This is a genomic window from Enterobacter asburiae (assembly GCA_011754535.1).
GTDB lineage: Bacteria > Pseudomonadota > Gammaproteobacteria > Enterobacterales > Enterobacteriaceae > Enterobacter > Enterobacter cloacae_N.
This window is the reverse complement of the sequence record JAAQVN010000001.1, coordinates 1,009,224-1,034,410: the sequence shown is the minus strand read 5'-3', so window position 1 is coordinate 1,034,410 and position 25,187 is coordinate 1,009,224. Positions and strand designations below refer to the sequence as shown.

At 51.0% G+C, this 25,187-nt stretch carries 23 protein-coding genes and 1 tRNA gene; 7 read left to right on the top strand and 17 right to left on the bottom strand.

Features of this window, described 5'->3' with window-relative positions; all coding sequences use genetic code 11:
- Positions 1-232 precede the first annotated feature (232 nt).
- Complete coding sequence (locus tag HBM95_04740; protein ID NIH42244.1) at positions 233-451, bottom strand: hypothetical protein; 219 nt, start codon at positions 449-451, stop codon at positions 233-235.
- A gap of 1,070 nt (positions 452-1,521) precedes the next feature.
- Between HBM95_04740 and HBM95_04735 the strand changes: the two genes are divergently transcribed.
- The 3 genes from HBM95_04735 to HBM95_04725 all read left to right on the top strand — a co-directional run bounded on the left by HBM95_04735 (position 1,522) and on the right by HBM95_04725 (position 5,690).
- Positions 1,522-1,956: a hypothetical protein gene (locus tag HBM95_04735; protein ID NIH42243.1), complete on the top strand. Its 435-nt coding sequence runs from the start codon at positions 1,522-1,524 to the stop codon at positions 1,954-1,956.
- 406 nt (positions 1,957-2,362) lie between these two features.
- The gene (locus tag HBM95_04730) at positions 2,363-4,063 is read left to right on the top strand and encodes an AAA family ATPase (protein NIH42242.1); all 1,701 of its coding nucleotides are present in this window, start codon (positions 2,363-2,365) and stop codon (positions 4,061-4,063) included.
- A gap of 1 nt (position 4,064) precedes the next feature.
- Positions 4,065-5,690 (top strand): ATP-dependent helicase, encoded by a 1,626-nt coding sequence (locus HBM95_04725; GenBank protein ID NIH42241.1) that lies wholly within the window; start codon positions 4,065-4,067, stop codon positions 5,688-5,690.
- A 95-nt stretch (positions 5,691-5,785) separates the two neighbouring features.
- Here the strand turns inward: HBM95_04725 and HBM95_04720 are convergent, their stop codons facing one another.
- The 4 genes from HBM95_04720 to proB form a co-directional block, all read right to left on the bottom strand.
- A complete protein-coding gene (locus HBM95_04720; GenBank protein ID NIH42240.1) occupies positions 5,786-7,009 on the bottom strand; it encodes a tyrosine-type recombinase/integrase in 1,224 nt (407 codons plus the stop codon).
- Between the two features lie 163 nt (positions 7,010-7,172).
- Positions 7,173-7,248, bottom strand: a tRNA-Thr gene (locus HBM95_04715).
- A gap of 111 nt (positions 7,249-7,359) precedes the next feature.
- A complete protein-coding gene (gene proA / locus HBM95_04710) occupies positions 7,360-8,613 on the bottom strand; it encodes a glutamate-5-semialdehyde dehydrogenase (GenBank protein NIH42239.1) in 1,254 nt (417 codons plus the stop codon).
- Positions 8,614-8,624: 11 nt separating this feature from the next.
- Positions 8,625-9,728, bottom strand: a complete 1,104-nt coding sequence (gene proB, locus HBM95_04705) for a glutamate 5-kinase (GenBank protein NIH42238.1) — start codon at positions 9,726-9,728, stop codon at positions 8,625-8,627.
- A 305-nt stretch (positions 9,729-10,033) separates the two neighbouring features.
- Between proB and phoE the strand changes: the two genes are divergently transcribed.
- The gene (gene phoE, locus HBM95_04700; protein NIH42237.1) at positions 10,034-11,086 is read left to right on the top strand and encodes a phosphoporin PhoE; all 1,053 of its coding nucleotides are present in this window, start codon (positions 10,034-10,036) and stop codon (positions 11,084-11,086) included.
- A gap of 112 nt (positions 11,087-11,198) precedes the next feature.
- Here the strand turns inward: phoE and HBM95_04695 are convergent, their stop codons facing one another.
- The 3 genes from HBM95_04695 to gpt form a co-directional block, all read right to left on the bottom strand.
- Positions 11,199-11,600 (bottom strand): sigma factor-binding protein Crl, encoded by a 402-nt coding sequence (locus HBM95_04695; GenBank protein NIH42236.1) that lies wholly within the window; start codon positions 11,598-11,600, stop codon positions 11,199-11,201.
- Positions 11,601-11,657: 57 nt separating this feature from the next.
- The gene (gene frsA, locus HBM95_04690; protein ID NIH42235.1) at positions 11,658-12,902 is read right to left on the bottom strand and encodes an esterase FrsA; all 1,245 of its coding nucleotides are present in this window, start codon (positions 12,900-12,902) and stop codon (positions 11,658-11,660) included.
- 104 nt (positions 12,903-13,006) lie between these two features.
- Positions 13,007-13,465, bottom strand: a complete 459-nt coding sequence (gpt, locus tag HBM95_04685) for a xanthine phosphoribosyltransferase (protein NIH42234.1) — start codon at positions 13,463-13,465, stop codon at positions 13,007-13,009.
- A 260-nt stretch (positions 13,466-13,725) separates the two neighbouring features.
- On the opposite strand from gpt, the gene pepD reads away from it, so the two are divergent.
- Positions 13,726-15,183 carry a cytosol nonspecific dipeptidase gene (gene pepD / locus HBM95_04680; GenBank protein ID NIH42233.1) on the top strand — a complete coding sequence of 486 codons (1,458 nt, stop codon included), beginning with the start codon at positions 13,726-13,728 and terminating at the stop codon, positions 15,181-15,183.
- A gap of 61 nt (positions 15,184-15,244) precedes the next feature.
- Here the strand turns inward: pepD and dinB are convergent, their stop codons facing one another.
- Positions 15,245-16,303 (bottom strand): DNA polymerase IV, encoded by a 1,059-nt coding sequence (dinB, locus tag HBM95_04675; protein NIH42232.1) that lies wholly within the window; start codon positions 16,301-16,303, stop codon positions 15,245-15,247.
- Between the two features lie 158 nt (positions 16,304-16,461).
- Here dinB and HBM95_04670 point away from each other — a divergent pair, with 158 nt between their 5' ends.
- The gene (locus tag HBM95_04670) at positions 16,462-17,325 is read left to right on the top strand and encodes a glycerophosphodiester phosphodiesterase (GenBank protein ID NIH42231.1); all 864 of its coding nucleotides are present in this window, start codon (positions 16,462-16,464) and stop codon (positions 17,323-17,325) included.
- Between the two features lie 30 nt (positions 17,326-17,355).
- On the opposite strand, the gene nqrM is transcribed toward HBM95_04670, so the two are convergent.
- Genes nqrM through HBM95_04635 form a run of 7 tightly spaced genes read right to left on the bottom strand, consistent with a single transcriptional unit; the run spans position 17,356 to position 23,395 of the window.
- Positions 17,356-17,559 carry a (Na+)-NQR maturation NqrM gene (gene nqrM / locus HBM95_04665; GenBank protein NIH42230.1) on the bottom strand — a complete coding sequence of 68 codons (204 nt, stop codon included), beginning with the start codon at positions 17,557-17,559 and terminating at the stop codon, positions 17,356-17,358.
- Positions 17,559-18,782, bottom strand: coding sequence for an NADH:ubiquinone reductase (Na(+)-transporting) subunit F (gene nqrF / locus HBM95_04660; GenBank protein ID NIH42229.1), 1,224 nt, complete (start codon positions 18,780-18,782; stop codon positions 17,559-17,561). Before nqrF ends, nqrM begins: the two co-directional genes overlap by 1 nt.
- Positions 18,783-18,792: 10 nt before the next feature.
- Positions 18,793-19,389 carry an NADH:ubiquinone reductase (Na(+)-transporting) subunit E gene (gene nqrE, locus HBM95_04655; protein ID NIH42228.1) on the bottom strand — a complete coding sequence of 199 codons (597 nt, stop codon included), beginning with the start codon at positions 19,387-19,389 and terminating at the stop codon, positions 18,793-18,795.
- Between the two features lie 6 nt (positions 19,390-19,395).
- On the bottom strand, positions 19,396-20,034 hold the full coding sequence (locus tag HBM95_04650) for an NADH:ubiquinone reductase (Na(+)-transporting) subunit D (GenBank protein ID NIH42227.1): 639 nt from the start codon (positions 20,032-20,034) through the stop codon (positions 19,396-19,398).
- Positions 20,027-20,821, bottom strand: coding sequence for a Na(+)-translocating NADH-quinone reductase subunit C (locus tag HBM95_04645; GenBank protein NIH42226.1), 795 nt, complete (start codon positions 20,819-20,821; stop codon positions 20,027-20,029). Before HBM95_04645 ends, HBM95_04650 begins: the two co-directional genes overlap by 8 nt.
- Entirely contained in the window at positions 20,814-22,049 is a 1,236-nt protein-coding gene (locus HBM95_04640) for an NADH:ubiquinone reductase (Na(+)-transporting) subunit B (protein ID NIH42225.1), read from the bottom strand. The genes HBM95_04645 and HBM95_04640 overlap by 8 nt, the downstream gene beginning before the upstream one ends.
- A 2-nt stretch (positions 22,050-22,051) precedes the next feature.
- Positions 22,052-23,395, bottom strand: coding sequence for a Na(+)-translocating NADH-quinone reductase subunit A (locus HBM95_04635; GenBank protein ID NIH42224.1), 1,344 nt, complete (start codon positions 23,393-23,395; stop codon positions 22,052-22,054).
- Between the two features lie 298 nt (positions 23,396-23,693).
- Here HBM95_04635 and HBM95_04630 point away from each other — a divergent pair, with 298 nt between their 5' ends.
- Entirely contained in the window at positions 23,694-24,434 is a 741-nt protein-coding gene (locus HBM95_04630; GenBank protein ID NIH42223.1) for a murein L,D-transpeptidase, read from the top strand.
- Here HBM95_04630 and HBM95_04625 read toward each other — a convergent pair.
- The gene (locus HBM95_04625) at positions 24,405-25,172 is read right to left on the bottom strand and encodes a class II glutamine amidotransferase (GenBank protein NIH42222.1); all 768 of its coding nucleotides are present in this window, start codon (positions 25,170-25,172) and stop codon (positions 24,405-24,407) included. The two genes, HBM95_04630 and HBM95_04625, sit on opposite strands and share 30 nt — an antisense overlap.
- Positions 25,173-25,187: the final 15 nt, after the last annotated feature.

Below are 25,187 nucleotides of genomic sequence, written 5' to 3'. Positions count from 1 at the left end.
GCGGACAGTTTCATCCCTACGCGCTCCCATCAGTCTTCATTGGCTCATATGTGGCTTTCGAGAGCTCCGCTGCTGTCGGCCTGTCAGCGATACTTGCGCAGCAAACACGCCGCGCATATACGGTTTGGGCTTACCTTTTATCAAACGGTTAGACTACTTTTCACCTGCCGAATTTTTTGGATAAAAGCCATCATTGACAAAGCAACATCGAAAAATGCTTAATTAAAAGTGCTCACGCCTGCATCCCCTTACCCCGTGCCAGGTTAATCCTGTCAACGCATTCCCTAAACGCTTTGACTTGCTCCGGAGAAAGCTCAGATTCATCAATGTTGGCCAGTAGAGCATTGAGGGAGCGCTCAATATCATTTTTTGTTAACTGTAAACAGATAACCTTAACCCAACGTGGCGAGAACCTGCTGAGGCCGATTGCTCTTGTGATTCGTAATTTCATGCCATGCCTCTCAACCACCCGTGTGGAGGTTTTCATACTCGCTTATAACACGCTTTGGATAGGCCTTCTGTTATTATTTCACCTGCAAGCTAACAATAGGCATTGCGCCAGGGAGCAATCAGCTTTCAGCGAACATCAAATTTGGCTGTCCTGCCTGATGCGCAAGCGCTACGTCATACCAGAGAGTTACTGGCTTAACTTATGGCAATTTTAATGATCTGATACAGGTTGGGATGTCAGTTTTGTGCCAGGAGCGGACGTTAATGAGAACAATCTGTGGGAATCAACGGGGTGTAGGTCAATTAGGCTGGACTGACTTCGCCCCGGTAGACGATCCTGCCCTATAGTTGGAGTATGAATTTCTCCCCGAAGCATTAATCAGATTGGCGGCGAACCTCGATTTCAACAATGTGTCGAGGTGTTCGCCCAAGCCGAGCATCGCCGTTGGCGACGGCGATGATGTCGACGCGTTCGAGCATTGACCCGACGTAAGCAGCGCACCAGGAGGGGCGTCATCTTTGATACCGCCTCGTTTGATGTCCTTCCAGAACTGGAGAATTAACGGGTTATGGCGCGGACCTTTGATTTCCATCTGCCCGATATACTTGCGGCCTTCAACCAGTCAGCGTAAATCATTTTGCTGCATTACTACCTCCAAGGCGGGTGTTTAAAATGCCAAGCAGCAAACGGCGGAGCTGTTCAACACCGATAACATTGTTTTTAGTCTCCAGTAATCCTTGTTCACTCATAAGCCTTCTTCCCCTGCTTGTGCAAAACCAGATTCCCAAGCAAGACTTGAAGGACTTGTTAAATCAAGCCGAAATTGACTTGGAGTCTCTTGCATCGAGTGCAGTCAGATACCGGGGTGGTCCTGAGAGGAAATTCAAGATACATCCTTCTCGTTCATAGGTGAAGTCATGTCCCTCCAACATGGCCGGCTTTGTGCCAGAAACGGTAGAGGAGCATCTTAAGATGCCGGACTTAACATGTTGCGATAAAGAACAATACGTGCAATATTGAACACAAAGGGCAATATGTAACGATCAGTTCAATTCTAACAGGTGGCTATTGTGAATAAATTGTACGAGCTAAAACATTTTGTGAAAGGCGACAGAATTCATGTTCAGGCTCAACAAATATGGTTAATTCTCGTTAGCCATATCGAAAGTTCCAAACTGAGTAACCCTCGCCCGCGATGGGTGCAACCTATTACGTACAGTGAAGTCGCTTCCCGCATGAAACGTGAGGAGCCGAATGCCGGATTGTTCCTTTCGAGACAATTGGGCATCTTGGGTAATTTGTGCCTTGAAAATGGCTTACCACCCATCAACTGCATCGTTGTCAACAAAAGTACTCGTGTACCGGGAAGTGAAGTTGTGCTGACAGGTGATGATTCGCTTGATGACGATCAGAAGGCAGTGTTCAGTTATGACTGGTTTAGTGTAAGAGTACCTACAACAGGAATGCTGCGTAGCGTTTGGGAAGACAGGGCTAGCTGGAAATAAAATTCGCCAGACCGAAGCATTTTAGTGTGCTCCGGTCTGGTCTGCTCTTGATTTCACCAACAGTTACATCCTATTCGTCAGGTTGTGTTCATTATCCCATCAACAGAGGATGTATGGGCTGCGATCACAACATCGTAAAACAGCCCAAAGGACTCAGCCGAATGTACGTTTTCCCGGTTGTACCCAATGCAGTCTCAGACTCTTAAATAACATCTCGTGATGAGTCACGAGGCGCATCTGCCTTCAGCTATCATTTTGTGCCAGAAGCATAACTTGTCTGAACATCATTTTAGGATAATAAACGATTCTGGATAGATCTGCCGCAAAAAATGAGCAAAATTCAGTTGCATACTTTACGTGAAACCTCATCATAAAAAGGTTTTTTACTTTAAAGAGGGGTTTTAAGTTGGAAATTTCATCTCTGAAACTTAAAGGTTTTAGGAATTTTAAAGATGCGTACATCAAGTTTAATTCGAACACTCTAATCATCGGAGCTAATGATGTTGGCAAAAGTAATATGCTGCATTCGCTAAGAATGCTATTAGATAAAAGTGTCTCAGAATCAGAAATTGAACCAAATGAACTTGATTTTCATTTAGAAAAAGGAAAATCATGTGAAGAATTTGAAATTATCATTCATTTTAAAGATATTAATGAAGATGCAGTACTTTCGATTTTGAAAGGGAATGTCAGTGACTCAGGTGAATCATTCATTAAGTATGTCGCACAAAAATCTGATCTCAGCTACAAACTTTTTATTGGTGATTCTTTAGAGTCTTTACAAGAAATCAATTCTCGTTATTATCTTAAATTCGTAAATTTAAAATATATTCAGTCACAACGAGATTTGGAGAGGTTTATTCGCAAAGAAAAAAGACAACTCTTAAAAATTGCACAGCAATCATTGAACTCTGATGAAAGAGAAGAAGATGATGATTTGTTAGGAGAGATAAGTTCAGATTTACATTCAATTAATGATAAAATATCTCAGCTTATATATGTAGAAAGAGCAACAAAAGAAGTCAACGATGAGCTAAAAAAACTTGCACATCATTACTCTGAATATTCTGTACAGTTAGATACTGGGGCAATTGGAATAAATGACTTTATTGATAACCTACAACTTGGAGCTAATACAAATGGCTCTAACGTAATGCTTGGAGGAGACGGGCGAAACAACCAAATCTTATTAGCATTATGGAAAGCGAAAAGTATTAAGGAACATGATATCGATAACGAAGTTATCTTCTATGTTATCGAAGAACCTGAAGTACACCTACACCCTCATCAACAAAGAAAATTAGCTGATTATTTGATAACTGAACTTCCAGGTCAAACAATCATTTCATCCCATTCCCCCCAAATAGCGGTAAACTTCGAGCCAGACTCAATAATAAGATTGCTTGACAGGGAGGGACACACTGTAGCCGCAAGTGAAGGATGCTCTAAAGGTATTTCAGATGGCTGGGAAGATATGAGCTATCGGATGAGTATATTGCCAGCAGAATCATTCTTTTCAAATGGTGTTTTTTTAATCGAAGGGCCATCCGAAATTTTATTTTACCATTCCTTAGCTAAAAGTTTAAATATTGATCTGGATTATTTGAATATTTCATTAATTTCAGTGGATGGAATATCATTTAAAATATATGCAGCAATACTTGATGCTTTAGAAATTCCATGGGTAATGCGAACTGATAACGATATATCAAAGCTAAAAGGTCAAGAGAAGTGGAACTTTGCAGGCATAAACCGATGTTTAGATATAGTTGGTATCGAAAAGTTTGAGCATAGCGACAAAAAAATTACATCTCTAGATACTCTTACCAACGGTGACTGGCAAACAGTTTCTGAGGAAATAAATAAATCGGGAGTGTATTTGTCAAAAATTGATTTAGAAACCGATCTTGTCGAGGAGCTGAGTGCTTCAATATTAGATGCGTTAGATAAAAAAGATAATCAAAGCGCAATTGAATACTTACAAAAGAAAAAAGCAATCCGAATGCGTATGCTTCTAAAAAAAATCAAAAAAGACCTTCATACTCTTAACTCGGGTGATCTGGCTAAACCGCTAGACCACCTAGTAAAAATAGTTAAAGGTGAATGAAATGAGTGTTTTCTCTCCAACTACTCAGCAAATATTAGCCATTGATTACCCTAAAAGCATGGTAATAACAGCATGTCCTGGAAGTGGTAAAACTACAGTTATAAAAGAAAAGATTAGAAATATTACCGCCTGTCTTCCTGAGCATAAAGGTGTCATTGCAATTACATTCACAAGGAAAGCAAGTTCAGAACTAGAGCGCAGATGTAAGGCGGAAGGACACGATACAAAACACAGTTTCTTCGGTACGATTGATAGTTTTTGCTTGAAGGAGATAATCATTCCATTTCTTCCAAGAATATGGGGGGGTAAACCAACAGAATGCAAAGTATTAAAGAGGTTAGAGTCTCCATATAAACATTACCTCAAGGAAGAATTTATTGGCACACCATCAGTCGTTAATGTCAATGAAGATTCCGGTTATAAGAAACTGTACGATGAGGGAATGCTTTGGATGAGTTCATTTGCTGCCTTAGCATTAAAAATACTTAATGAATCTCCTGCAGCAACGCGATATATCAAAGCGAGATATAGCCATATATTTATAGATGAATATCAAGATTCATCCTTATCTCAGCATCAATTATTTCTAAAAATAAATGAACTTGGTTTATGCTCTACTGCTGTTGGTGATGTTTGGCAATCAATTTATGAGTTTCGAGGTGGAAATGCTGAGCTGTTACTTGACTTGGTTAGAGATAAGCAGGTGTTTGCACATTTTGAAATAAATTTAAATCATAGATGTCATCCATCAATAATTAATTATGCATCTAGGCTACTCGATTCAAATTTCGTGTTATTACCAAGCGAAAGCATCAATGTTTACAGAAAGAGATTATCTGGGAACTTAAAAGATGTTTCGATGACAATATCATCATGGATTTCAAAATGGTTAAATGAAAGAAGATGGGGGTTGGAGCAAGCTAACCAAGTAGCTATATTTGCAAGAAAAGAGCAATCATTGCTATTATTATGCTCAGGATTAACATCAAATTTTAGAGTTTATATTGATACACCATTAGATAAACTGGGCACAGAATGTTCGGATTTATATAAAGACCTTCTAGCGTATAGGTATAAGGCCATAGGTACTGCACAAGAGTTAATTAATAAAGTATTTGATGGATTGATTATAAATGACAATCATCAGTTTTTATTAAGAAAAAAAATTAAAACCCTCAGGGGTAAACTAACAAATGAGGAACTAATTCATAAGTTCCACGAAATCGCTGAAATGCTAAACATTCAGTTTTCTATACCTAATGATAATGCAGTTTTGGACGTTATATCAGACGATATTTACTTAAAGCAGTTTATGCCATTAGATAAAAATGAAGTTCAAGTCATGACCCTTCATAAGTCTAAAGGGCTTGAATTTAAAATAGTATTGCATTTGGATATGGATGAATGGTCTTTTCCATATAGATCAGTTAATGAAGTTGATAGAAATACAGCACTATATCCCAGCCTTCCGCAAGAAACAAACCTTCATTATGTTGGTATTACAAGAGCTGAGAAATGCTGCGTATTAATTAATGCGGAGTTACGCCAAAACTCGACTGGGGCATTTAAGAACTCTGAACCATCTTACTTTTTCAAGTTACCCCAACTAGAGGGTCTTTATCGCTAGGAAATACTGGTGCATATTAAAATATGCACCATATTTATTTTTATCTTCTTTAAATATCATCAATGGCTTCTGCATTAATAAATATAATTAACACATTACATATTGATGGTTTTTAGTTGTGGAAAGGAATTTGTACTATCTCTATCAACAATAAAAGTGTGCAGATAATTCCCATACCACTGCATCATTTCCCTACGCCCCTCCAAATACTGCGCATGGTTGTAAGTCCCACGTATCGCGTTCTTATCCACATGCGCAAGCTGCGTTTCAATCCACGCTGAGTTAAAGCCTTCTTCATGCAGGATGGTACTCATCGTGTGACGAAAACCATGCCCTGTTACCTTCCCCGTATATCCAATCCGCTTGAACACCTGATTTATACTCGCTTCGCTCATCGTTTTGCGGGGATCATTTCGCCCTGGGAATACCAGTGGATATTGCCCAGTCATCACTTTGAGCTGCTGTACGATTTCCAGCGCTTGGGTAGAAAGGGGGACAAGATGGGGCCGTTTCATCTTCATACGCTCGGCAGGTATTTCCCACACCGCTTTTTCAAGATCAAACTCACTCCAGGAAGCACCTCGGAGCTCGCCAGTGCGAACTCCCGTAAGGATCAGAAGACGTGCTGCAAGAACAACTAACGGGCTTCCTGTGTAGCCTGCGAGGGCTTTAAAGAAGTCTGGTAACTCCTCAACAGTCAGGAAGGGATAATGCTTTGATTCATGCCCTGACATCGCGCTGGTTAGATCTGCTGCAGGGTTGTATTCCGCACGGCCAGTAACGATGGCGTAACGAAAAACTTCGCTGCAGCGCTGGCGAACCTTCTTAGCCTTCTCTGTCGCGCCACGGCTTTCCATTCGACGCAGCACATTAAGCAGAACCAGCGGTTTGATTTCATTCACCGGTTGTTGGCCGATATAGGGAAAAATATCTTTATTAAAGGCTTCGATAATGTCTGAGGCATAACCTTCTGACCATCTGCTCACCTTCGTTCCATGCCATTCAAGTGCCACAGCCTGAAACGTATTATTGAGCTGCACATTTCGAACCAGCTTTTCTTCTTTCTTGGCAAACGATGGATCGATACCCTCGGCCAGTTTTTTCTTGGCTTCATCACGTAGCGCCCTCGCTTGTGCGAGAGACACTGCTGGATAAACACCAAAAGCCATACGCTTCTCTTTTCCATTGAAGCGATATTTCATTCGCCAGTATCGAGAACCAGAGGGCACAACCTCAAGATACAAACCAGCACCATCTGCCAGCTTGTAGGCTTTCTCTCTGGGTTTAGCAGCGTCTACCTGTCGTGCATTTAGCTTCATTGGGGGCATCTCCCTGGACCGAACATAGAATGCCCCCACTTATGCCCCCAACTGCAACTTGATTTCGGTTGAGTCCAGTTGATAACAGGAGATAAGATACGAGCCAGAAACCGCAGTATACGGGCTTTTAGTTGATTTCGGTAGACTTGGGAAGAGTTTGAAATGGTGCCGATAATAGGAGTCGAACCTACGACCTTCGCATTACGAATGCGCTGCTCTACCAACTGAGCTATATCGGCCCTGAGAGGCCGGTTACGAGTGTAACCACGGGGCAAAAGGTTAGATCTATCCGGGTGATGCGTCAATGCCCTTTTGAATCAAACGGCTATTTTTGCATCACCCGTGATTATTTACGCACGAATCGTATCGTCACCGAAGCCGATCCACTTGTAGGTGGTCAGCGCTTCCAGTCCCATCGGACCGCGCGCGTGCAGTTTCTGCGTGCTGACCGCCACTTCTGCGCCCAACCCAAACTGTCCACCGTCGGTGAAGCGGGTGGAGGCATTCACATACACAGCGGATGAGTCCACTTCGTTCACGAAGCGATCGGCATTGCGCAGCGTGCGCGTCAGAATGGCGTCCGAGTGCTGGGTGCCGTGTTCACGGATGTGCGCAATGGCGTCGTCGAGATCCGCCACCAACTTCACGTTCAGATCCAGTGACAGGAACTCGTCGTCGTACTGCTCCGCTTTTACGGGAACCACGTTAGCCGGGCCATTCTGAAGCAGTGCGAGCGCGTTGGCGTCAGCATGCAACGTCACGCCGCTCTCCGCCATCTGCTTGCTCAGGGCCGGCAGGAAGGTGTTTGCGATATCCTGGTGCACCAGCAGCGTTTCCACCGTATTACAGGTGCTTGGACGCTGGGTTTTTGCGTTCACGATAATCTTCAGCGCCGGTTCAATTTCAGCGCTGTCGTCGACCACGATATGGCATACGCCGATGCCGCCGGTGATCACCGGAATGGTCGATTGCTCGCGGCACAGCTTGTGCAGGCCCGCGCCACCGCGTGGGATCAGCATGTCGATGTATTTGTCCATGCGCAGCATCTCGTTGACCAGCGCGCGGTCAGGACTTTCTATCGCCTGCACGGCACCCGCCGGCAAGCCGCACTCTTCCAGCGCCTGCTGGATGACCTTTACCGTCGCGGCATTGGTGCGCCAGGTCTCTTTCCCGCCGCGCAGAATGGCGGCGTTACCGGTTTTCAGGCACAGGGAAGCGACGTCAACCGTCACGTTTGGACGGGCTTCATAAATCACGCCGATGACGCCGAGCGGCACGCGGCGGCGTTCCAGACGTAAACCGCTGTCGAGCAGCCCACCGTCAATCACCTGCCCTACCGGGTCAGCCAGATTGCAGACCTGACGCACATCGTCGGCGATGCCCTTCAGGCGTGCCGGGGTCAGCGCCAGGCGGTCGAGCATCGCTTCGCTCAGGCCGTTGCGACGCGCTTCCAGTAAATCCTGCTCGTTGGCGAGCAAAATTTCCTGGGACTGTGATTCCAGATAATCAGCGATTTTTTCCAGCACGCGGTTTTTCTCACGGCTGGAAAGGAGCGCCAGTTTGTAAGAGGCGGCCTTCGCGGCTGCGCCCATTTGTTCCAGCATGTTCCGGCTCCTTAACGAATAATCATGTCATCGCGATGCACTGCAACCGGGCCATATTCATAGCCCAGAATGGCGTCGATCTGCTGCGAGTGGTGGCCCGCAATGCGGCGCAGGGCATCGCTGTTATAGCGGCTTACGCCGTGGGCGATGTCGCGACCTTCAAGGTTACGGATGCGGATCACTTCACCACGGGAGAAGTTGCCTGTCACGCTTTTAATTCCTTTAGGAAGCAATGAACTCCCTCGTTCCAGAATCGCAGCGGTTGCCCCTTCATCGACGACGAGTTCGCCAGCGGGAGGCGCACCAAATATCCAGCGCTTGCGGTTTTCCAACGGGGATTCCTGGGCATGGAAGCGGGTGCCGACGGAAATGCCTTCCATCACATCGCCAATCACGCCAGGGCGGCTGCCCGCAGCAATAATAGTGTCGATACCGGCACGACAGGCCACGTCAGCGGCCTGCAGCTTAGTGCCCATGCCACCCGTACCCAGGCCTGAAACGCTGTCACCGGCAATGGCGCGCAGGGCATCGTCGATGCCGTGAACGTCGGCGATCAGTTCAGCATCCGGGTTGGAACGCGGGTCGGCGGTAAATAGCCCCTGCTGATCGGTCAGCAGCAGCAATTTATCGGCACCGGCCAGAATGGCGGCCAGCGCAGAGAGGTTATCGTTATCGCCCACTTTAATTTCAGCGGTGGCAACGGCATCATTTTCGTTGATAACGGGAACAATGTTGTTGTCCAGCAGCGCGCGCAGCGTATCGCGTGCGTTAAGGAAACGCTCCCGGTCTTCCATATCCGCACGCGTCAGCAGCATCTGCCCGACGTGAATACCGTAGATAGAGAACAGCTGTTCCCAGAGTTGAATGAGTCGGCTTTGTCCCACGGCGGCCAGCAACTGCTTAGAGGCGATCGTCGCGGGGAGTTCGGGGTAACCCAGGTGTTCACGCCCGGCGGCAATCGCCCCGGAGGTCACAATCACAATACGGTGCCCTGCGGCATGCAGCTGAGCGCACTGACGTACAAGCTCAACAATGTGGGCGCGATTTAGGCGGCGCGATCCGCCTGTTAACACACTGGTACCGAGTTTTACCACCAGCGTCTGGCTGTCACTCATGATTCTCTGCCGTTCAACGATAAGGGAAAGTAATGTCGAACGAACGTTTTAACAGGAGTCAGCCCGGTTGCCAACTGCCTTAGTGCATCACCAGGCACTTTGTTGCGCGGGATCAGGAAGCGTAGCGGCAGAATTTGACAAATTTATTACCGTAATAATAAATCACAGTTTTTTAAAATTATTCTTAGTTTGTCATAAAAGTTTCATTCCAGAACGATAAAACCCTTCCTGTTTTTTCACGGGACTTAAGCATGAGCTTATCGTCCAGCGAATTTTTTAAGCGCGTTTATAAGACAGGATCGAAAATGAAAAAGAGCACTCTGGCATTAGTGGTTATGGGCGTGGTGGCTTCCGCATCTGTTCACGCAGCAGAAGTTTATAATAAAAACGGTAATAAACTGGACGTGTACGGCAAAGTGAAAGCTATGCACTATATCAGTGATGATGACACCAAAGATGGTGACCAGACGTACGTTCGTTTCGGTTTTAAAGGCGAAACCCAGATTAACGATCAACTGACGGGCTATGGCCGCTGGGAAGCAGAATTTGCCGGTAATAAAGCGGAAAGCGACTCCTCGCAGAAAACACGTCTGGCGTTTGCTGGTCTGAAAGTGAAAGACTTTGGCTCTCTGGACTACGGTCGTAACCTGGGTGCCCTGTACGACGTCGAAGCGTGGACCGATATGTTCCCGGAGTTCGGCGGCGACTCTTCCGCGCAGACCGACAACTTTATGACCAAGCGTGCGTCCGGTCTTGCCACCTACCGTAACACGGATTTCTTCGGTGCGATTGACGGCCTGGACATGACGCTTCAGTACCAGGGTAAAAACGAAAACCGTGACGCCAAGAAACAGAACGGTGACGGTTTCGGTACGTCTCTGACCTATGACTTCGGCGGCAGCGATTTCGCGGTCAGCGGCGCGTACACCAACTCTGACCGCACCAACGCGCAGAACTTGCTGGCGCGCGGCCAGGGGCAGAAAGCAGAGGCCTGGGCTACCGGTCTGAAATACGACGCGAACGATATTTATCTGGCAGCGATGTATTCTGAAACCCGCAATATGACGCCAATTTCAGGCGGCTTTGCAAATAAAGCACAACACTTTGAAGTTGTTGCGCAATATCAGTTCGATTTTGGTCTGCGCCCGTCGCTGGGTTATGTCCAGTCTAAAGGCAAAGATATCGAAGGTATTGGTGATGAAGATCTGGTGAAATACATTGATGTTGGCGCGACCTATTACTTCAACAAGAATATGTCCGCGTTTGTTGATTATAAAATCAACCAGATTGACGACGATAATAAACTGGGCGTAAGCAGCGATGATATCGTTGCGCTGGGCGTGACGTACCAGTTCTAAGATTATCCAAATAAGATAATCCCGGCATATAAGCCGGGATTTTTTTGCCCGAGATAAATGCGGTCTGATGCCCTCACCCCGGCCCTCTTCCACAGGGAGAGGGAGAAAACCATTACGCGGTCAGCTTCACCGCTTCGCTGGAAAAGTCATCCGCTGGCTCGAATTTAAGGTCCAGGGTGGCCAGCAGTGCGCTCGCTTTGTCGTGGAACTCTTTCAGGGTATATTCCAGGCGATCGATCACTTCCTGATCTTTAATGGTGGTCGCCTGCCAGTTGCCGTCTTTATTAAACAGGCCAAACTGGTAGCTATACGTAAAACGTTTCTCCTCTGCTTCCATTTCCATCCACCAGCCCCAGAATTCACGTTTTTCGGGCGCAGGCTTCACGTTGACGCAAACAGCCAGGCAGTCGAAAAAAAAGCGATTCTCTTCACACTGCTCTTCTCGAATATACGGGCCGAGAGCCATAAATTTCTTAATCAGCCTACTTTTCGGGTGTCCACTCGGTAACGTCATTGCGATCTCCTTTTGTGAAGCCACTGTTTTACCAAACCAGCGAAATTTAGCAATCTATTAACACACTCTCTGGGCGATCCAGCGCGTGATCTCTTTCAAGGCTTTGTCAAAATTCTGATACACCGGGCTGAACGGCACCTCAAGCAATTTGCCATCCGCAGATGACGAAGTGATTAAGCGTGACTCTTCCTCAGGGCTGAACGGATCGTTTTTCCAGAAACCGGAAAGCATCGGCGTCGGGCAGCGGCGGCCCAGCAACCCCTGCGTTTTTAACGAGTAACGATTGAGTTCGACACGCAGCGCTTCGTCTGATGCATCATGCATGCCAAGGCGACTGGCCAGCACGTCAAGGTACATCTCCGGCACGCTCCCCTGACGGGCAGGATCGCTGAGCAGGGCGTGAACCACCGGGCCCAGGCAGGCGACGGCCTTCAGCCGCGAAGATTCAAGATAGGCCAGACGCACCGCAACGTTCGCCCCGAACCGGAAGCCAAAAGCCGCCACGCGGGTATGGTCAACCCAGGGAATATTTTCCAGGGCTTTAAGCGCATGCTGGTGCAGCAGGCTCGAATCCTGAGTCAATTTCCACTTCGACGAGAAGCCAATGGATGGCATATCGAGCGTCAGCATCGCGATCCCTTTTGGTGCGAAGTAGCGCTCATACAGGCTGTAATAGTCAATTTGCAGGGAGTCCAGACCGCCGCACATCAGCACGGTCGGGAACGGGCCATCGCCTTCAGGCATGTGCAGGAACCCGGTGACGGGCGCACCGCCCGGAACGGCGAACTCAAGCTCGCGCATCTGACCCGGCAGGCGTTGAGCCGCCTCCTCATAGGCACGATTCGCCAGCGCCTGAGCCTGCTCGGCCAGCTCATCCCCTTTCAAATGCGGATAGGCGGCGATGGCGTAGAGATTGGCTGCATGCAGCCAGTGCTTGCCGCTGCGCGTGGCATCTTCTTCCTGACTGGCTTTTTGCTGCCAGAGCATCGCCTGTTTAGACCATTCGTAGATCCAGTTTCCGCCCCGGTAGCCCACCACCGTATCGTAAAGCTCGCTGTCGGTACGCTCCGACTCGCTCATCACGATACGCGCCTGCACGTCGAGGATTTCACGGGGGTCTATACCGCGCCAGATCCACATCAGGCGGTTAATCATGCGGTACCAGTGGGGCACGTTTTTACCGTCTAACGCAGACTGGACGGCAGGCATGGTACCCGGATTAAACCGACGGACCAGCGTCGACGTTTCAGGGTGTTTGAAACGGGGTTTGAAAAGAGTCTCGGTGAGATTCGCCTGCGTCATTGCGTTGCCTCCATGGATACGTCATATAGTGCCCATTGTAACGCGTGGCGGGATAAAAAGAACAACGCCCGGCATAGCCGGGCGTGTAAAGTTACGTACTGAAATTAACGGCCTGAAATAGGCGGTACGAAGACAACGCCCATATCCCACGGCTGTTCAATCCAGGTATCCTGCGGGATATCAATTACGTAATCGTCAACCAGCGGACGGCCCGCCGGCTTTGCAAAGATCGTCACGAAGTGCGCTTTTGGATACATTTCGCGGATAGCCACCGCGGTACCGCCGGTGTCCACCAGATCGTCGATAACGATGAAGCCTTCACCGTCGCCTTCAGCACGTTTCAGCACTTTCAGCTCACGCTGGTTATCATGGTCATAGCTGGAGATGCAGACGGTATCGACATGACGAATACCCAGCTCACGTGCCAGCAGCGCCCCCGGTACCAGACCGCCACGGCTGACGGCAATAATGCCTTTCCACTGTTCGGAAGGCATCAGACGCGCAGCCAGTTTGCGTGCGTGAATCTGCAACATGTCCCAGGTGACGACGTATTTTTCGCTCATGTGAAGTGTCCCAGCCTGTTTTTATACGGCTTAAAAAGTGTTCGAGGGGGAAATAGGTTGCGCGAGATTATAGAGATCTGACGCACTAAAAACCAGTGTTTAGCGCCCTCTGCCTGAGTTTTTACATGCTTTATGCTACCCGCCAGCAGAGAAAGTGGTATTCTCAGTTGCATCTCGCAAGCCTGTCTTGTGGTAACTATTAACCTGCTAACCCTGTGGCCTGCAACCCTGTTTGCAGCGCCTCGACAAGGAGACTTATCGTGTCTGAACTGTCTCAATTATCTCCGCAGCCGCTGTGGGATATTTTTGCCAAAATTTGCTCCATTCCACACCCTTCCTACCATGAAGAACAGCTTGCCGAACATATTATGGGTTGGGCGAAGGAAAAAGGCCTGCACGCTGAGCGCGACCAGGTTGGCAACATTCTGATCCGCAAACCTGCCACCACAGGCATGGAAAACCGTAAACCGGTTGTGCTGCAGGCGCATCTGGACATGGTGCCGCAGAAAAACAACGACACCGTTCACGATTTCACTAAAGACCCAATCCAGCCGTACATCGACGGCGACTGGGTGAAAGCGCGTGGCACCACGCTGGGCGCGGATAACGGTATCGGTATGGCCTCTGCGCTGGCGGTGCTGGCCGACGACCGCGTTGAGCATGGTCCGCTGGAAGTGCTGCTGACCATGACAGAAGAAGCGGGCATGGACGGCGCGTTCGGTCTGCAGGCGAACTGGCTGCAGGCAGACATCCTGATCAACACCGACTCCGAAGAAGAAGGTGAGATCTACATGGGCTGCGCGGGCGGGATTGATTTCATCTCTACTCTGCCGCTGTCTCGCGAAGCGATTCCTGCAGGCTTCCAGACTTTCAAGCTGACGCTGAAAGGGCTGAAAGGCGGTCACTCGGGCGGTGATATTCACCTGGGACTGGGTAATGCCAACAAGCTGCTGGCGCGCTTCCTGGCAGGCCACGCGGCCGAGCTGGATCTTCGTCTGGTGGACTTCAACGGCGGTACCCTGCGCAACGCAATCCCACGCGAAGCCTTTGCCACCGTGGCGGTGCCAGCGGCGAAAGCGGACGAGCTGAAAAAACTCTCCAGCGTCTACCTGGATATCCTGAAAAACGAACTGTCGGCGAAAGAGAAGAACCTGACCGTGGTGCTGGAATCCGTTTCTACGGATAAAGCCGCGCTGACCGCGCAGTCTCGTGACACTTTCGTTCAGTTGCTGAATGCGACGCCAAACGGCGTTATTCGCAACTCTGACGTGGCGAAAGGCGTGGTGGAAACCTCCCTTAACGTGGGCGTGGTGACCATGAGCGATGACAGCGCGGAAATCATCTGCCTGATCCGCTCCCTGATCGATAGTGGTAAAGAGTACGTGGTGAGCATGCTGGAATCTCTGGGTACGCTGGCAGGCGCGAAAACGTCTGCAAAAGGCAGCTACCCGGGCTGGCAGCCGGATGCAAGTTCTCCGGTAATGGCGCTGGTGCGTGAAACCTATCAGCGTCTGTTCAACAGCACCCCGAACATCCAGGTGATCCACGCCGGTCTGGAGTGTGGTTTGTTCAAGAAACCGTATCCGGATATGGACATGGTTTCCATCGGGCCGACCATCACCGGTCCGCACTCTCCTGATGAGCAGGTTCATATCGAAAGCGTCGGCCATTACTGGACGCTGCTGACGGAACTGCTGAAGGCGATTCCTGCGAAGTAATCCTCTCATCCCAACCCTCTCCCTCAAGGGAGAGGGTGAACAACCTCGTGCCACGGGGCTATTACAATCCCAAAACCAACTGACGTTCTAACTGCGGGTCCAGTAATGTGACATGCAGTCCCACCAGCCTCACCCCTCGTCCGCCTCGTCGTTCTTCCCACGCCTTTTTCGCCGTTGCGATAAGGTCCTCCTTGTTCAGGCGCGGCCAGACGTGCTCCTGCGTTGTCTGTTGAAAGTCGTTAAATTTCAGTTTGATGCCCTGTCGGGCTATCAGTAAATCAGGCTTTACTTTGCTCAGGCGTCGTTCCAGCTCCGGATAGAGCTGTTCCGTAATAATGGTTTCGCATTCCGACCAGTCATGGATGTCTTCGCTCAGCGTGCGTTCAACCCCGACCGATTTACGTAACCGTTCGCTGCTTACGCTGCGCTCATCGATGCCCTGACTGCGCTCCCACAGCACGCGACCAAACTTCCCAAAGCGCTTGAGCAGCATCGCCAGGTCGCTTCGCTGCACATCTTCGCAGGTGCGTAACCCCATACTTTCCAGCTTAGCGGCGGAGACTTTGCCTACGCCGGGGATTTTGCCAAGCGGCAGCGTTTTTAAAAACGCCGGGACCTCTTCAGGGGTGATGACGTACTGGCCGTTGGGTTTATTTAAATCGGAGGCGATTTTGGCGAGAAATTTTACCGGCGCGACGCCTGCCGATGCGGTGAGATTCAGCTCGTTGAAAATGGTCTGTCGGATCTCCTGCGCCATCAGGGTAGCGGAGCCGTGACAGTGCAGGCTATCGGTGACGTCCAGATAGGCTTCGTCCAGCGATAGCGGTTCAATCAGTGAGGTGTAGCGGGAGAAAATTTCCCGAATATGGTTTGAGGCTTCTTTATAGGCGTCAAAGCGACCGGGCAAAAGGGTGAGGTGCGGACACAGTTTCAGCGCCATCGCCGTCGGCATGGCGCTGCGCACGCCAAATTTGCGCGCAGGATAGTTGGCGGTGCTTATCACACCGCGCTGAACGCGGCTGCCGCCAATGGCGATGGGAATATCCCGCAGCGCCGGGTTGTCACGCATCTCCACTGCGGCAAAAAAGCAGTCCATATCAACATGGATTATTTTGCGCATCGGTCATACCACACATGTATTTATATACAGTATAACAAAAGGCAAAAAATGCGTCAGCAATTTTCCTTACTCACAGTTGTCATAAAAACGTGTTACAAATCCTCAGAACAAATCCTTTATTTACATACAGTTAGATAATTAATGAAGGGCAATCATTCATGAAGAAAATATTATCGGTTTCGCTACTGTTTCTGGCGAGTGCCGCATCAGCAAATCCAGAAATCGTCGCCCACCGGGGCGGTACCGCGGATGCACCTGAAAACACCCTGCCAGCCATAAAGCTCGCGCTCGAAAACAAAGCAGATATCGTCTGGATAACCGTGCAGTTAAGCCGGGATGACGTACCGGTTCTCTTTCGGCCTGCCGACCTGAAGGCGTTAACCAATCTGCAGGGAAAGGTGTCACAGTATACCGCTGATGAACTGGCAAAGGCGGATGCCAGCGTGAAGTGGAAAGATAAAGGCCTGCCGGAAAACCTGCTTAATACCCCGATACCGACGCTAAAGTCGGTACTGACCGCCTGGCCAGATACGCGATTTTTCATTGACATCAAATCGCCGGATGCAGATCCAGCGACCATGGGCAATACGCTGCTTAACGTATTGAAAGAGACCAACAGCCTGAACCGCGTTCGCGTCTATTCAACCGAAGATCGCTATATGGAAGCATTGCCTGCCGAAATCCCCCGCTTTGTCACACGCAGCGAGACTCGCACGCGTCTGGCCACGATTTCGTTGAGCCACGAATGTCTGCCTCCTTCACAAAAAATGGACGATTACTGGTATGGGCTTGAGTTAAACCGAAAAGTAGAGGTAGTCGAGAAATTCACCTTAGGCGAAGGTGTCTCTCCTGCAACATTAACGTGGGACAAAGAGGCCGTTGACTGCTTCCGCTCTCAGGGCAATGCCCATTTGATTTTTATCGGCGTGAACTCTGAAGAGGACTACCAGAAGGCGAAAACACTGGGTGCCGAAGGAGTTCTGGTGGACTCGCCAGCCAAAGCCAAAAGCTGGGCAAAATAAATGATAAAGGCCGCACAAAGCGGCCTTTTTCTAGATGATCCTCTGCTGGTCCCGAGCCATCCGTTTTTTACGTGCATCGCACGGTTCCGGGCAGTCGCACACCTTTTCCATCCCGATGGAAGAGATGCCTCCACAGCTGCCCTGAATACTTTTACGCTTGATGATCCAGCCCAACGACATCCCGAAGATCACCAGCACAAACACCGCGAAGGTTGCCAGAAAGGTCAACACGATCAGCCTCCGAAATCATCAAGGAGAATGTTCTCATCTTCCACGCCGAGATCTTTTAGCATCTTGATCACCGCGGCGTTCATCATTGGCGGACCACACATATAGAACTCGCAGTCTTCCGGTGCCGGATGCTGTTTGAGGTAGTTTTCATACAGCACGTTGTGGATGAAGCCCGTATAGCCCGTCCAGTTATCTTCCGGCTGCGGATCGGAAAGCGCCACGTGGAAGGTAAAGTTAGGGTTCTCACGCGCCAGCTGCTCGAACTCATCGTCGTAGAACATCTCGCGCAGGGAACGTGCACCGTACCAGAAGCTGATTTTACGCTTGCTGCTAAGACGTTTGAGCTGGTCGAAGATGTGCGAGCGCATCGGGGCCATACCTGCACCGCCGCCGATAAAGACCATTTCCGCGTCGGTATCTTTGGCAAAGAACTCACCGAACGGGCCGGAGATCGTCACCTTGTCACCCGGCTTGAGGGACCAGATATATGACGACATGACGCCCGGCGGCGCATCAGGCACATTCGGTGGCGGCGTGGCAATACGCACGTTGAGCATAATAATGCCCTTCTCTTCCGGGTAGTTAGCCATGGAATAGGCGCGAAGCGCGGGCTCTTTTACCTCGGAAACGAAGCGGAAGAGGTTAAATTTATCCCAGTCGGCCCGGTATTCATCGGGCACGTCGAAGTCAGCATACGCCACGGTGTGCGCCGGACAATCAATCTGGATATAGCCCCCCGCGCGGAACGGGACGCTCTCCCCTTCAGGGACACGCAGCTTAAGCTCTTTAATGAACGTGGCTTTGTTATCGTTAGAGATAACCTCGCACTCCCATTTTTTCACGCCGAAGATCTCTTCCGGCAGCTCAATCTTCATGTTCTGGCGCACCGCAACCTGGCATGCCAGGCGGCAACCCTCTTTCGCTTCACGCTTCGTGATATGCGACAGTTCAGTTGGCAGAATATCCCCGCCTCCCTCTTTCACCGTCACACGGCACTGCCCACATGAACCACCGCCACCGCAGGCTGACGAGACAAAAATCCCGTTCCCCGAGAGCGTATTAAGCAGTTTATCCCCTGCCGGGGTGCGGATCTGGTTCTGCGGATCGTCATTGATATCAATGATCACATCCCCGGAATTGACCAGCTTTGCGCGCGCCGCCAGAATCAGCCCTGACAGCACCAGTACTATCAGCGTGAACATCACCACGCCAAGAATAATTTCCATCTGTTAGCCCTTATAGCTGCACACCGGAGAAGGACATAAAGCCCAACGCCATCAGGCCGGTGGTGATAAAGGTGATCCCTAAGCCACGCAGACCCGCAGGCACGTTGGCATATTTCATTTTTTCACGGATCCCCGCCATGGTGACAATCGCCAGCATCCAGCCGATACCGGAACCGAAGCCGTACACCACCGATTCACTGAAGTTGTAATCACGCTGCACCATAAACGAGACGCCGCCAAAGATGGCGCAGTTCACCGCGATCAGCGGCAGGAAGATCCCCAGCGCGTTGTACAACGACGGGAAATACTTATCGAGGATCATCTCCAGGATTTGCACCAGCGCCGCAATCACCCCGATAAAGGTGATGAAGTTCAGGAAGCTAAGATCAACCCCCTCCACCAGCGCGCTGTCCCGCAGCACGAAGTTGAACACCAGGTTGTTAATCGGAACCGAAAGCCCCAGCACAACGGTGACCGCCACGCCCAGGCCAAATGCCGTCGAAACCTTTTTAGAAACGGCAAGGAACGTACACATGCCCAGGAAGAAGGCGAGCGCCATGTTTTCAACAAACACCGCGCGCACAAATAAACTCAGGTAATGAGCCATTGTCGGTTACTCCTTTTCCTGCTGTTCAGGCTTCAACGTACGAATCAGCCAGATCAGCAAACCGATAATGAAAAATGCGCTTGGGGCCAGCAGGAACAGGCCGTTCGGCAGATACCAGCCGCCGTTCTGTACCGTATCCAGCACCTGAACGCCAAACAGCTTGCCGCTGCCAATAAGCTCGCGCAGGAAACCGACCGTCAGCAGGATTACGCCGTAACCCAGGCCGTTGCCAATACCGTCCATAAAGCTCGCCAGCGGCGGCATTTTCATGGCGTAGGCTTCAGCGCGCCCCATCACGATGCAGTTGGTGATAATCAGGCCGACAAACACCGAAAGCTGCTTCGAGGTTTCGTAGGCGAAAGCGCGCAGCAGCTGATCGACCACGATCACCAGCGAGGCGATGATCGCCATCTGCACGATGATCCTCACGCTGTTGGGGATGTGGTGGCGAATCATCGAGATAAACATGCTGGAGAACGCCGTAACCAGCGTTACCGCCAGCGTCATCACCACCGCCGTTTCCAGCTTGGTGGTCACCGCCAGGGCTGAACAGACGCCCAGCACCTGCAGAGTTATCGGGTTATTGGCTAAAAGTGGGCCAATCAGCACTTTTTTAACTTCTTTCAGTTCACCCGTATCAGCCATTATTCAGCGCTCCTTCACGTACATTTTTCAGGAAGGGGCCAAAGCCCAGTTCACCCATCCAGAAATCAAAACTGTGCTGTACCCCGTTAGAGGTGAGCGTGGCGCCGGAAAGGCCGTCAACGGCGAATTCATCACCGGGACGCGCGCCTCCTTTCACCACCTTCAGCGCAGGCTGGCCGCTGTCGTCGAGCACTTTTTTACCGACAAACTGCGCACGCCAGTTAGGGTTCTCAACTTCCCCCCCCAACCCCGGCGTTTCGCCCTGATCGTAATAGGTGATGCCTTTGACCGTGCGGCCATCGGTATCCAGTGCCACAAAGGCGTACATCATTGACCACAGCCCGTTACCGTAGATCGGCAAAACCACTTCCTGAATGCGTTTTTGCTCGTCACGCACCAGGTAAATCTCCGCGATGTTGCTGCGGCGCTTAATACCTGCCGGATCCTGCGAGGCGTCAAGCGCGGTGCTCATCTGCGGATCTTTCAGCGCCAGCGCCTGGTTGTATTTCGCCGGGTCTTTATCCATCAGCTCGCCGGTTTTTAAATCCACCAGCCGTGCGGTAATACGTTCAGCAAACACGGCCGCGACGTCGTCCTTCGTCATGCCTTCCTGCATCAGTCCGGCTACGGCCAGGATGTTGCGCTGTTTATCCAGCGCGCGTTGCTCCTGCTGCAGCGGTTTCAACCCTACGGCAGAACCGGCAACCACGATGGAACAAACCAGACACAGTACCAAAACCACCAGCAGCGTTTTGCTGATGCTGTCGTTATTTTTAACCTCAGCCACGCGCCTTCCTCCGCTTAATGTTGGCGCGCACGACCAGGTAGTCGAACAGCGGCGCAAACAGGTTGGCAAACAGAATGGCCAACATCATCCCTTCCGGATAGGCCGGGTTGACCACGCGAATCAGTACACACATCACGCCAATGAGCGCGCCGTAACACCATTTACCTCTGTCGGTAAAGGAGGCCGAGACGGGATCGGTGGCCATGAACATCATGCCAAACGCAAAGCCTCCCAGCACGAGGTGCCAGTACCACGGCATGGAGAACATTGGGTTCGTGTTTGAACCAATGAGATTGAACAGCGTGGCGGTAAGCACCATGCCGAGCATGACGCCCGCGACGATGCGCCAGGACGCCACGCGGCCAAAGAGGATGATGGCCCCGCCGATCAAAATCATCAGGGTAGACACTTCACCAATGGAGCCCGGAATGTTGCCAATAAACGCGTCGAACCAGGTCACAGGCTGGCCGGTAGCATTGTTGACCAGCGTTTCACCGCCGCCTGCCGCCCACTGAGAAAGCGGCGTCGCGCCGGAGAAACCGTCCGCCGCCGTCCATACCAGGTCACCCGAAATCTGCGCCGGGTAAGCAAAGAAGAGGAACGCACGCCCCGCCAGCGCCGGGTTGAGGAAGTTGCGTCCGGTGCCGCCGAAAATCTCTTTGGCAATCACCACGCCAAAGCTGATTCCCATTGCCGCCTGCCAGAGCGGCAGCGTAGGCGGAACAATCAGCGCAAACAGAATGGAGGTAACGAAGAAGCCCTCGTTGATCTCGTGTTTACGGATGATGGCGAACAGCACTTCCCAGAAACCGCCCACGATAAAGACGGTCATATAGACAGGCAGGAAGAAGACGGCCCCCAGCGTCATCATGCTGAGCCAGCCGGCATCTGCCGCAAAGCTCACGCCCAGGGACTGGGCCAGACGATAGTGCCAGTCAGACTGAATTACCTGCGCCAGCTGCTGGGCGTCGTACATATGGTGCAGCGCCGGAATGGTCTGCAGGCCGACGTTGTACATGCCCCAGAACATGGCCGGGAAGACCGCAAACCACACCAGGATCATCATGCGTTTCAGATCGATGGCATCGCGAACGTGCGCTGCCCCTTTCGTTACCAGACCCGGGGTGTAGAAAATGGTCGTCGTTGCTTCATACAGCGGGTAGTACTTTTTGAGCTTCCCTTCGGTAAAGTGCGGCTCAATTTTTTCGAAGAGGTGTTTTAATCCCATGGTTATCCTTCCTGCTCAATGCGGGTTAACACCTCGCGCAATACGGGTCCATATTCGTATTTACCTGGACACACATAGGTACAGAGCGCCAGATCTTCTTCATCCAGTTCAAGACAACCGAGCGCCTGCGCGCCGTCGGTGTCACCGGCCAGAAGATCGCGCAGCAGCACGGTGGGCAGAATATCCAGCGGCATTACACGTTCGTAGTTGCCAATCGGGACCATCGCGCGCTCGCCGCCGTTCGTGCTGGTAGAGAAGTTAAACAGCTTATGACGCAGGAAGTGGCCCAGCGTGGTGCGGGTGACGGAGTATTTTTCTGCGCCTGGCAGAACCCAGCCGAACAGCTCTTTCTCGCGCCCTTCCATAACTACGCTCACCTGAAGATGGAAACGTCCCAGGTACGCGTGCGCATTTACAGCGCGGCGGCCGCTGAGTACCGAACCGGAAATCAGGCGGTTTTCACCCTCTTTCGTTTCCCCCGCAAGCAGCTCATTAATGTCTGCTCCCAGAAGCGTTTTAACCAGACGCGGGTTGGCGGCCTGAGGCCCGCCGATAGCGACGATCCGTTCAGCGCAGAGTTCACCCGTGGTAAAGAGCTTACCGATGGCAATGACGTCCTGATAATTAAGGTGCCAGACCTGTTTCTTCAGGCTCACCGGCTCAAGGAAGTGGATATGGGTCCCGACCAGCCCCGCCGGATGCGGACCGGAAAATTCATTAAACGTGACCTGCCCCTGAGGATGGCCGCCAAGCTTGCCGCCCCCGGCCTGGCAAACGTGCACTTTTCCGGGCGTCAGGCGAGTCAGAACGGTCAGCCCGGCATCAAAGGCTTTACGCTGCGCCAGAATAATGGGCTGCGGATCCGCGCTGAGCGGGTTGGTGTCGATGGCCGTAACGAAAATAGCGGCCGGGGCGGTATCAGGAACGGGCGATTTGCTGAAAGGACGCGTACGCAGCGCCGTCCACAGGCCGGACGCGAGCAGCTGAGCCTGCACATCTTCGCGGCTAAGCGTCGCGAGGTCTGCCGCATCATAACGAGCAAACTCACGCTGTTCATCGCCTTCGATGCGGATAACCACCGACTGCAACACGCGACGCTCGCCGCGGTTAATCGCCACAACGGTGCCGCTGGCGGGGGCCGTGAACATGACGCCGGGATTTTTTTTGTCCTCAAAGAGTGCCTGCCCTTTGAGCACGCGATCGCCCTCCTGCACCAGCATTGAAGGACGCATTCCCAGATAATCGTCACCTAAAATTGCGACATGACGGACGCTTGCGCCAGACGAGACGTGCTGCTCAGGCACGCCTGCAATCGGCAGATTAAGTCCTTTTTTTATTTTAAACATGTGGTTAGCAGGTTTCCATAAACAACAATCCAGTGGGCGCGAAGTGTAACATTTTCCCCTTCTGACGGGCAGGTAATCCGCCGTCGGGCGCGCCAAAATGCGAGCTATTACGCAAAGTTCCTGGAGCCAGCGGGTATTTGATGGTTTATAAAGTAAAACTAATTTGTAAACTCACCGCCCGGCTCTTGCGAAAATCTATAGCGGTGCTAATGTGAGCGCTCCTAACAGAATAATCTGATTTCGGGTCTCTTTTGCCGTCCTGGCAAGTTGGTCATGGTTTTATCAAGGAACTAGTAGTATGCGTAAAATCGCATTGTTCATTGCGATGCTTCTGATTCCGTGCATGTCGTTTGCCGGGCTGCTCAGCAGCAACAGCTCCACGACGCCGATCAGCAAAGAATATAAACAGCAGTTAATGGGATCCCCGGTTTATATTCAAATCTTCAAGGAAGAGCGCACGCTCGATCTGTTTGTAAAAATGGGCGAGACGTATCAGCTGCTTGATAGCTACAAGATTTGTAACTATTCCGGCGGGCTGGGCCCGAAACAGCGTCAGGGCGATTTCAAGAGTCCGGAAGGGTTTTACAACGTTCAGCGTAACCAGTTAAAGCCGGATAGCCGCTTCTATAAAGCGATCAACATCGGTTTCCCGAACGCCTATGACCGTGCTCACGGTTATGAAGGGAAATACCTGATGATCCACGGTGCCTGCGTGTCTGTCGGCTGCTACGCGATGACCGATTCCGGCATTGATGAGATTTTCCAGTTCGTGACCGGCGCACTGGTCTTTGGGCAGCCTAACGTTCAGGTCAGCATCTATCCGTTCCGCATGACGGATGCCAACATGGCGCGCCATAAGTACTCTTACTACGCCGATTTCTGGAAACAGCTGAAGCCAGGTTATGACTACTTTGAGCAGACCCACAAACCACCAGTGGTCTCCATCGTCGATGGTCGTTACGTGGTCAGCAAACCGCTGAGCCACGAAGTTGTCCATCCACAGCTGGCGTCAAATTACACGGTCCCCGAGACAAAATAGCACCCACTCGCCTGGCATAATCTTTTGCCAGGTTTCGTTGCCCGTCAGCGGCTGCGTTGCAATGACTGTGACCACATCGTTGGGTGTGGTCTCTTTCTGAAAATCTATCTCCACATCCTGATCGAGCAGCGTAGCGACGCCAAACGGCGCGCGGCGCGTGATCCAGAAGAGATTCGTCGAGCAGAACGCCATCACGTAGCGCCCGTCAGACAGTAGCATGTTAAACACGCCTTTTTCTCGCAGTTCAGCGGCCAGCGTCGCGATGTATTTGAATACGGCGGCCATGTTGCCGGGCGTACGCGGATAACGTTCCGTCAGCTTATGCAGCAGCCAGCAGAAGGCCTTTTCACTGTCCGTTTCGCCAACCGGTCGGAAGTTCCCCGTCTCCAGCGACTTATAGCCCGTGAGCTGCCCGTTGTGCGCGTAGGTCCAGTTACGGCCCCACAGCTCACGGGTAAAGGGATGGGTATTTTCCAGTGCCACTTCGCCGCGGTTTGCCTGACGAATATGCGCGATCACCGAACAGGATTTAATGGGGTAATCCTGCACCAGTTTGGCAATCGGTGAGTTAAAGCTGGGCTGCGGATCTTTGAACGTGCGACACCCTTTGCCTTCGTAGAAGGTGATGCCCCAGCCGTCTTTGTGCGGCCCGGTTCCTCCACCGCGCTGAACCAGCCCGGTGAAACTAAAGCAGATATCGGTTGGCACATTGGCGCTCATCCCGAGCAGTTCGCACATAGATTACCTCCACTC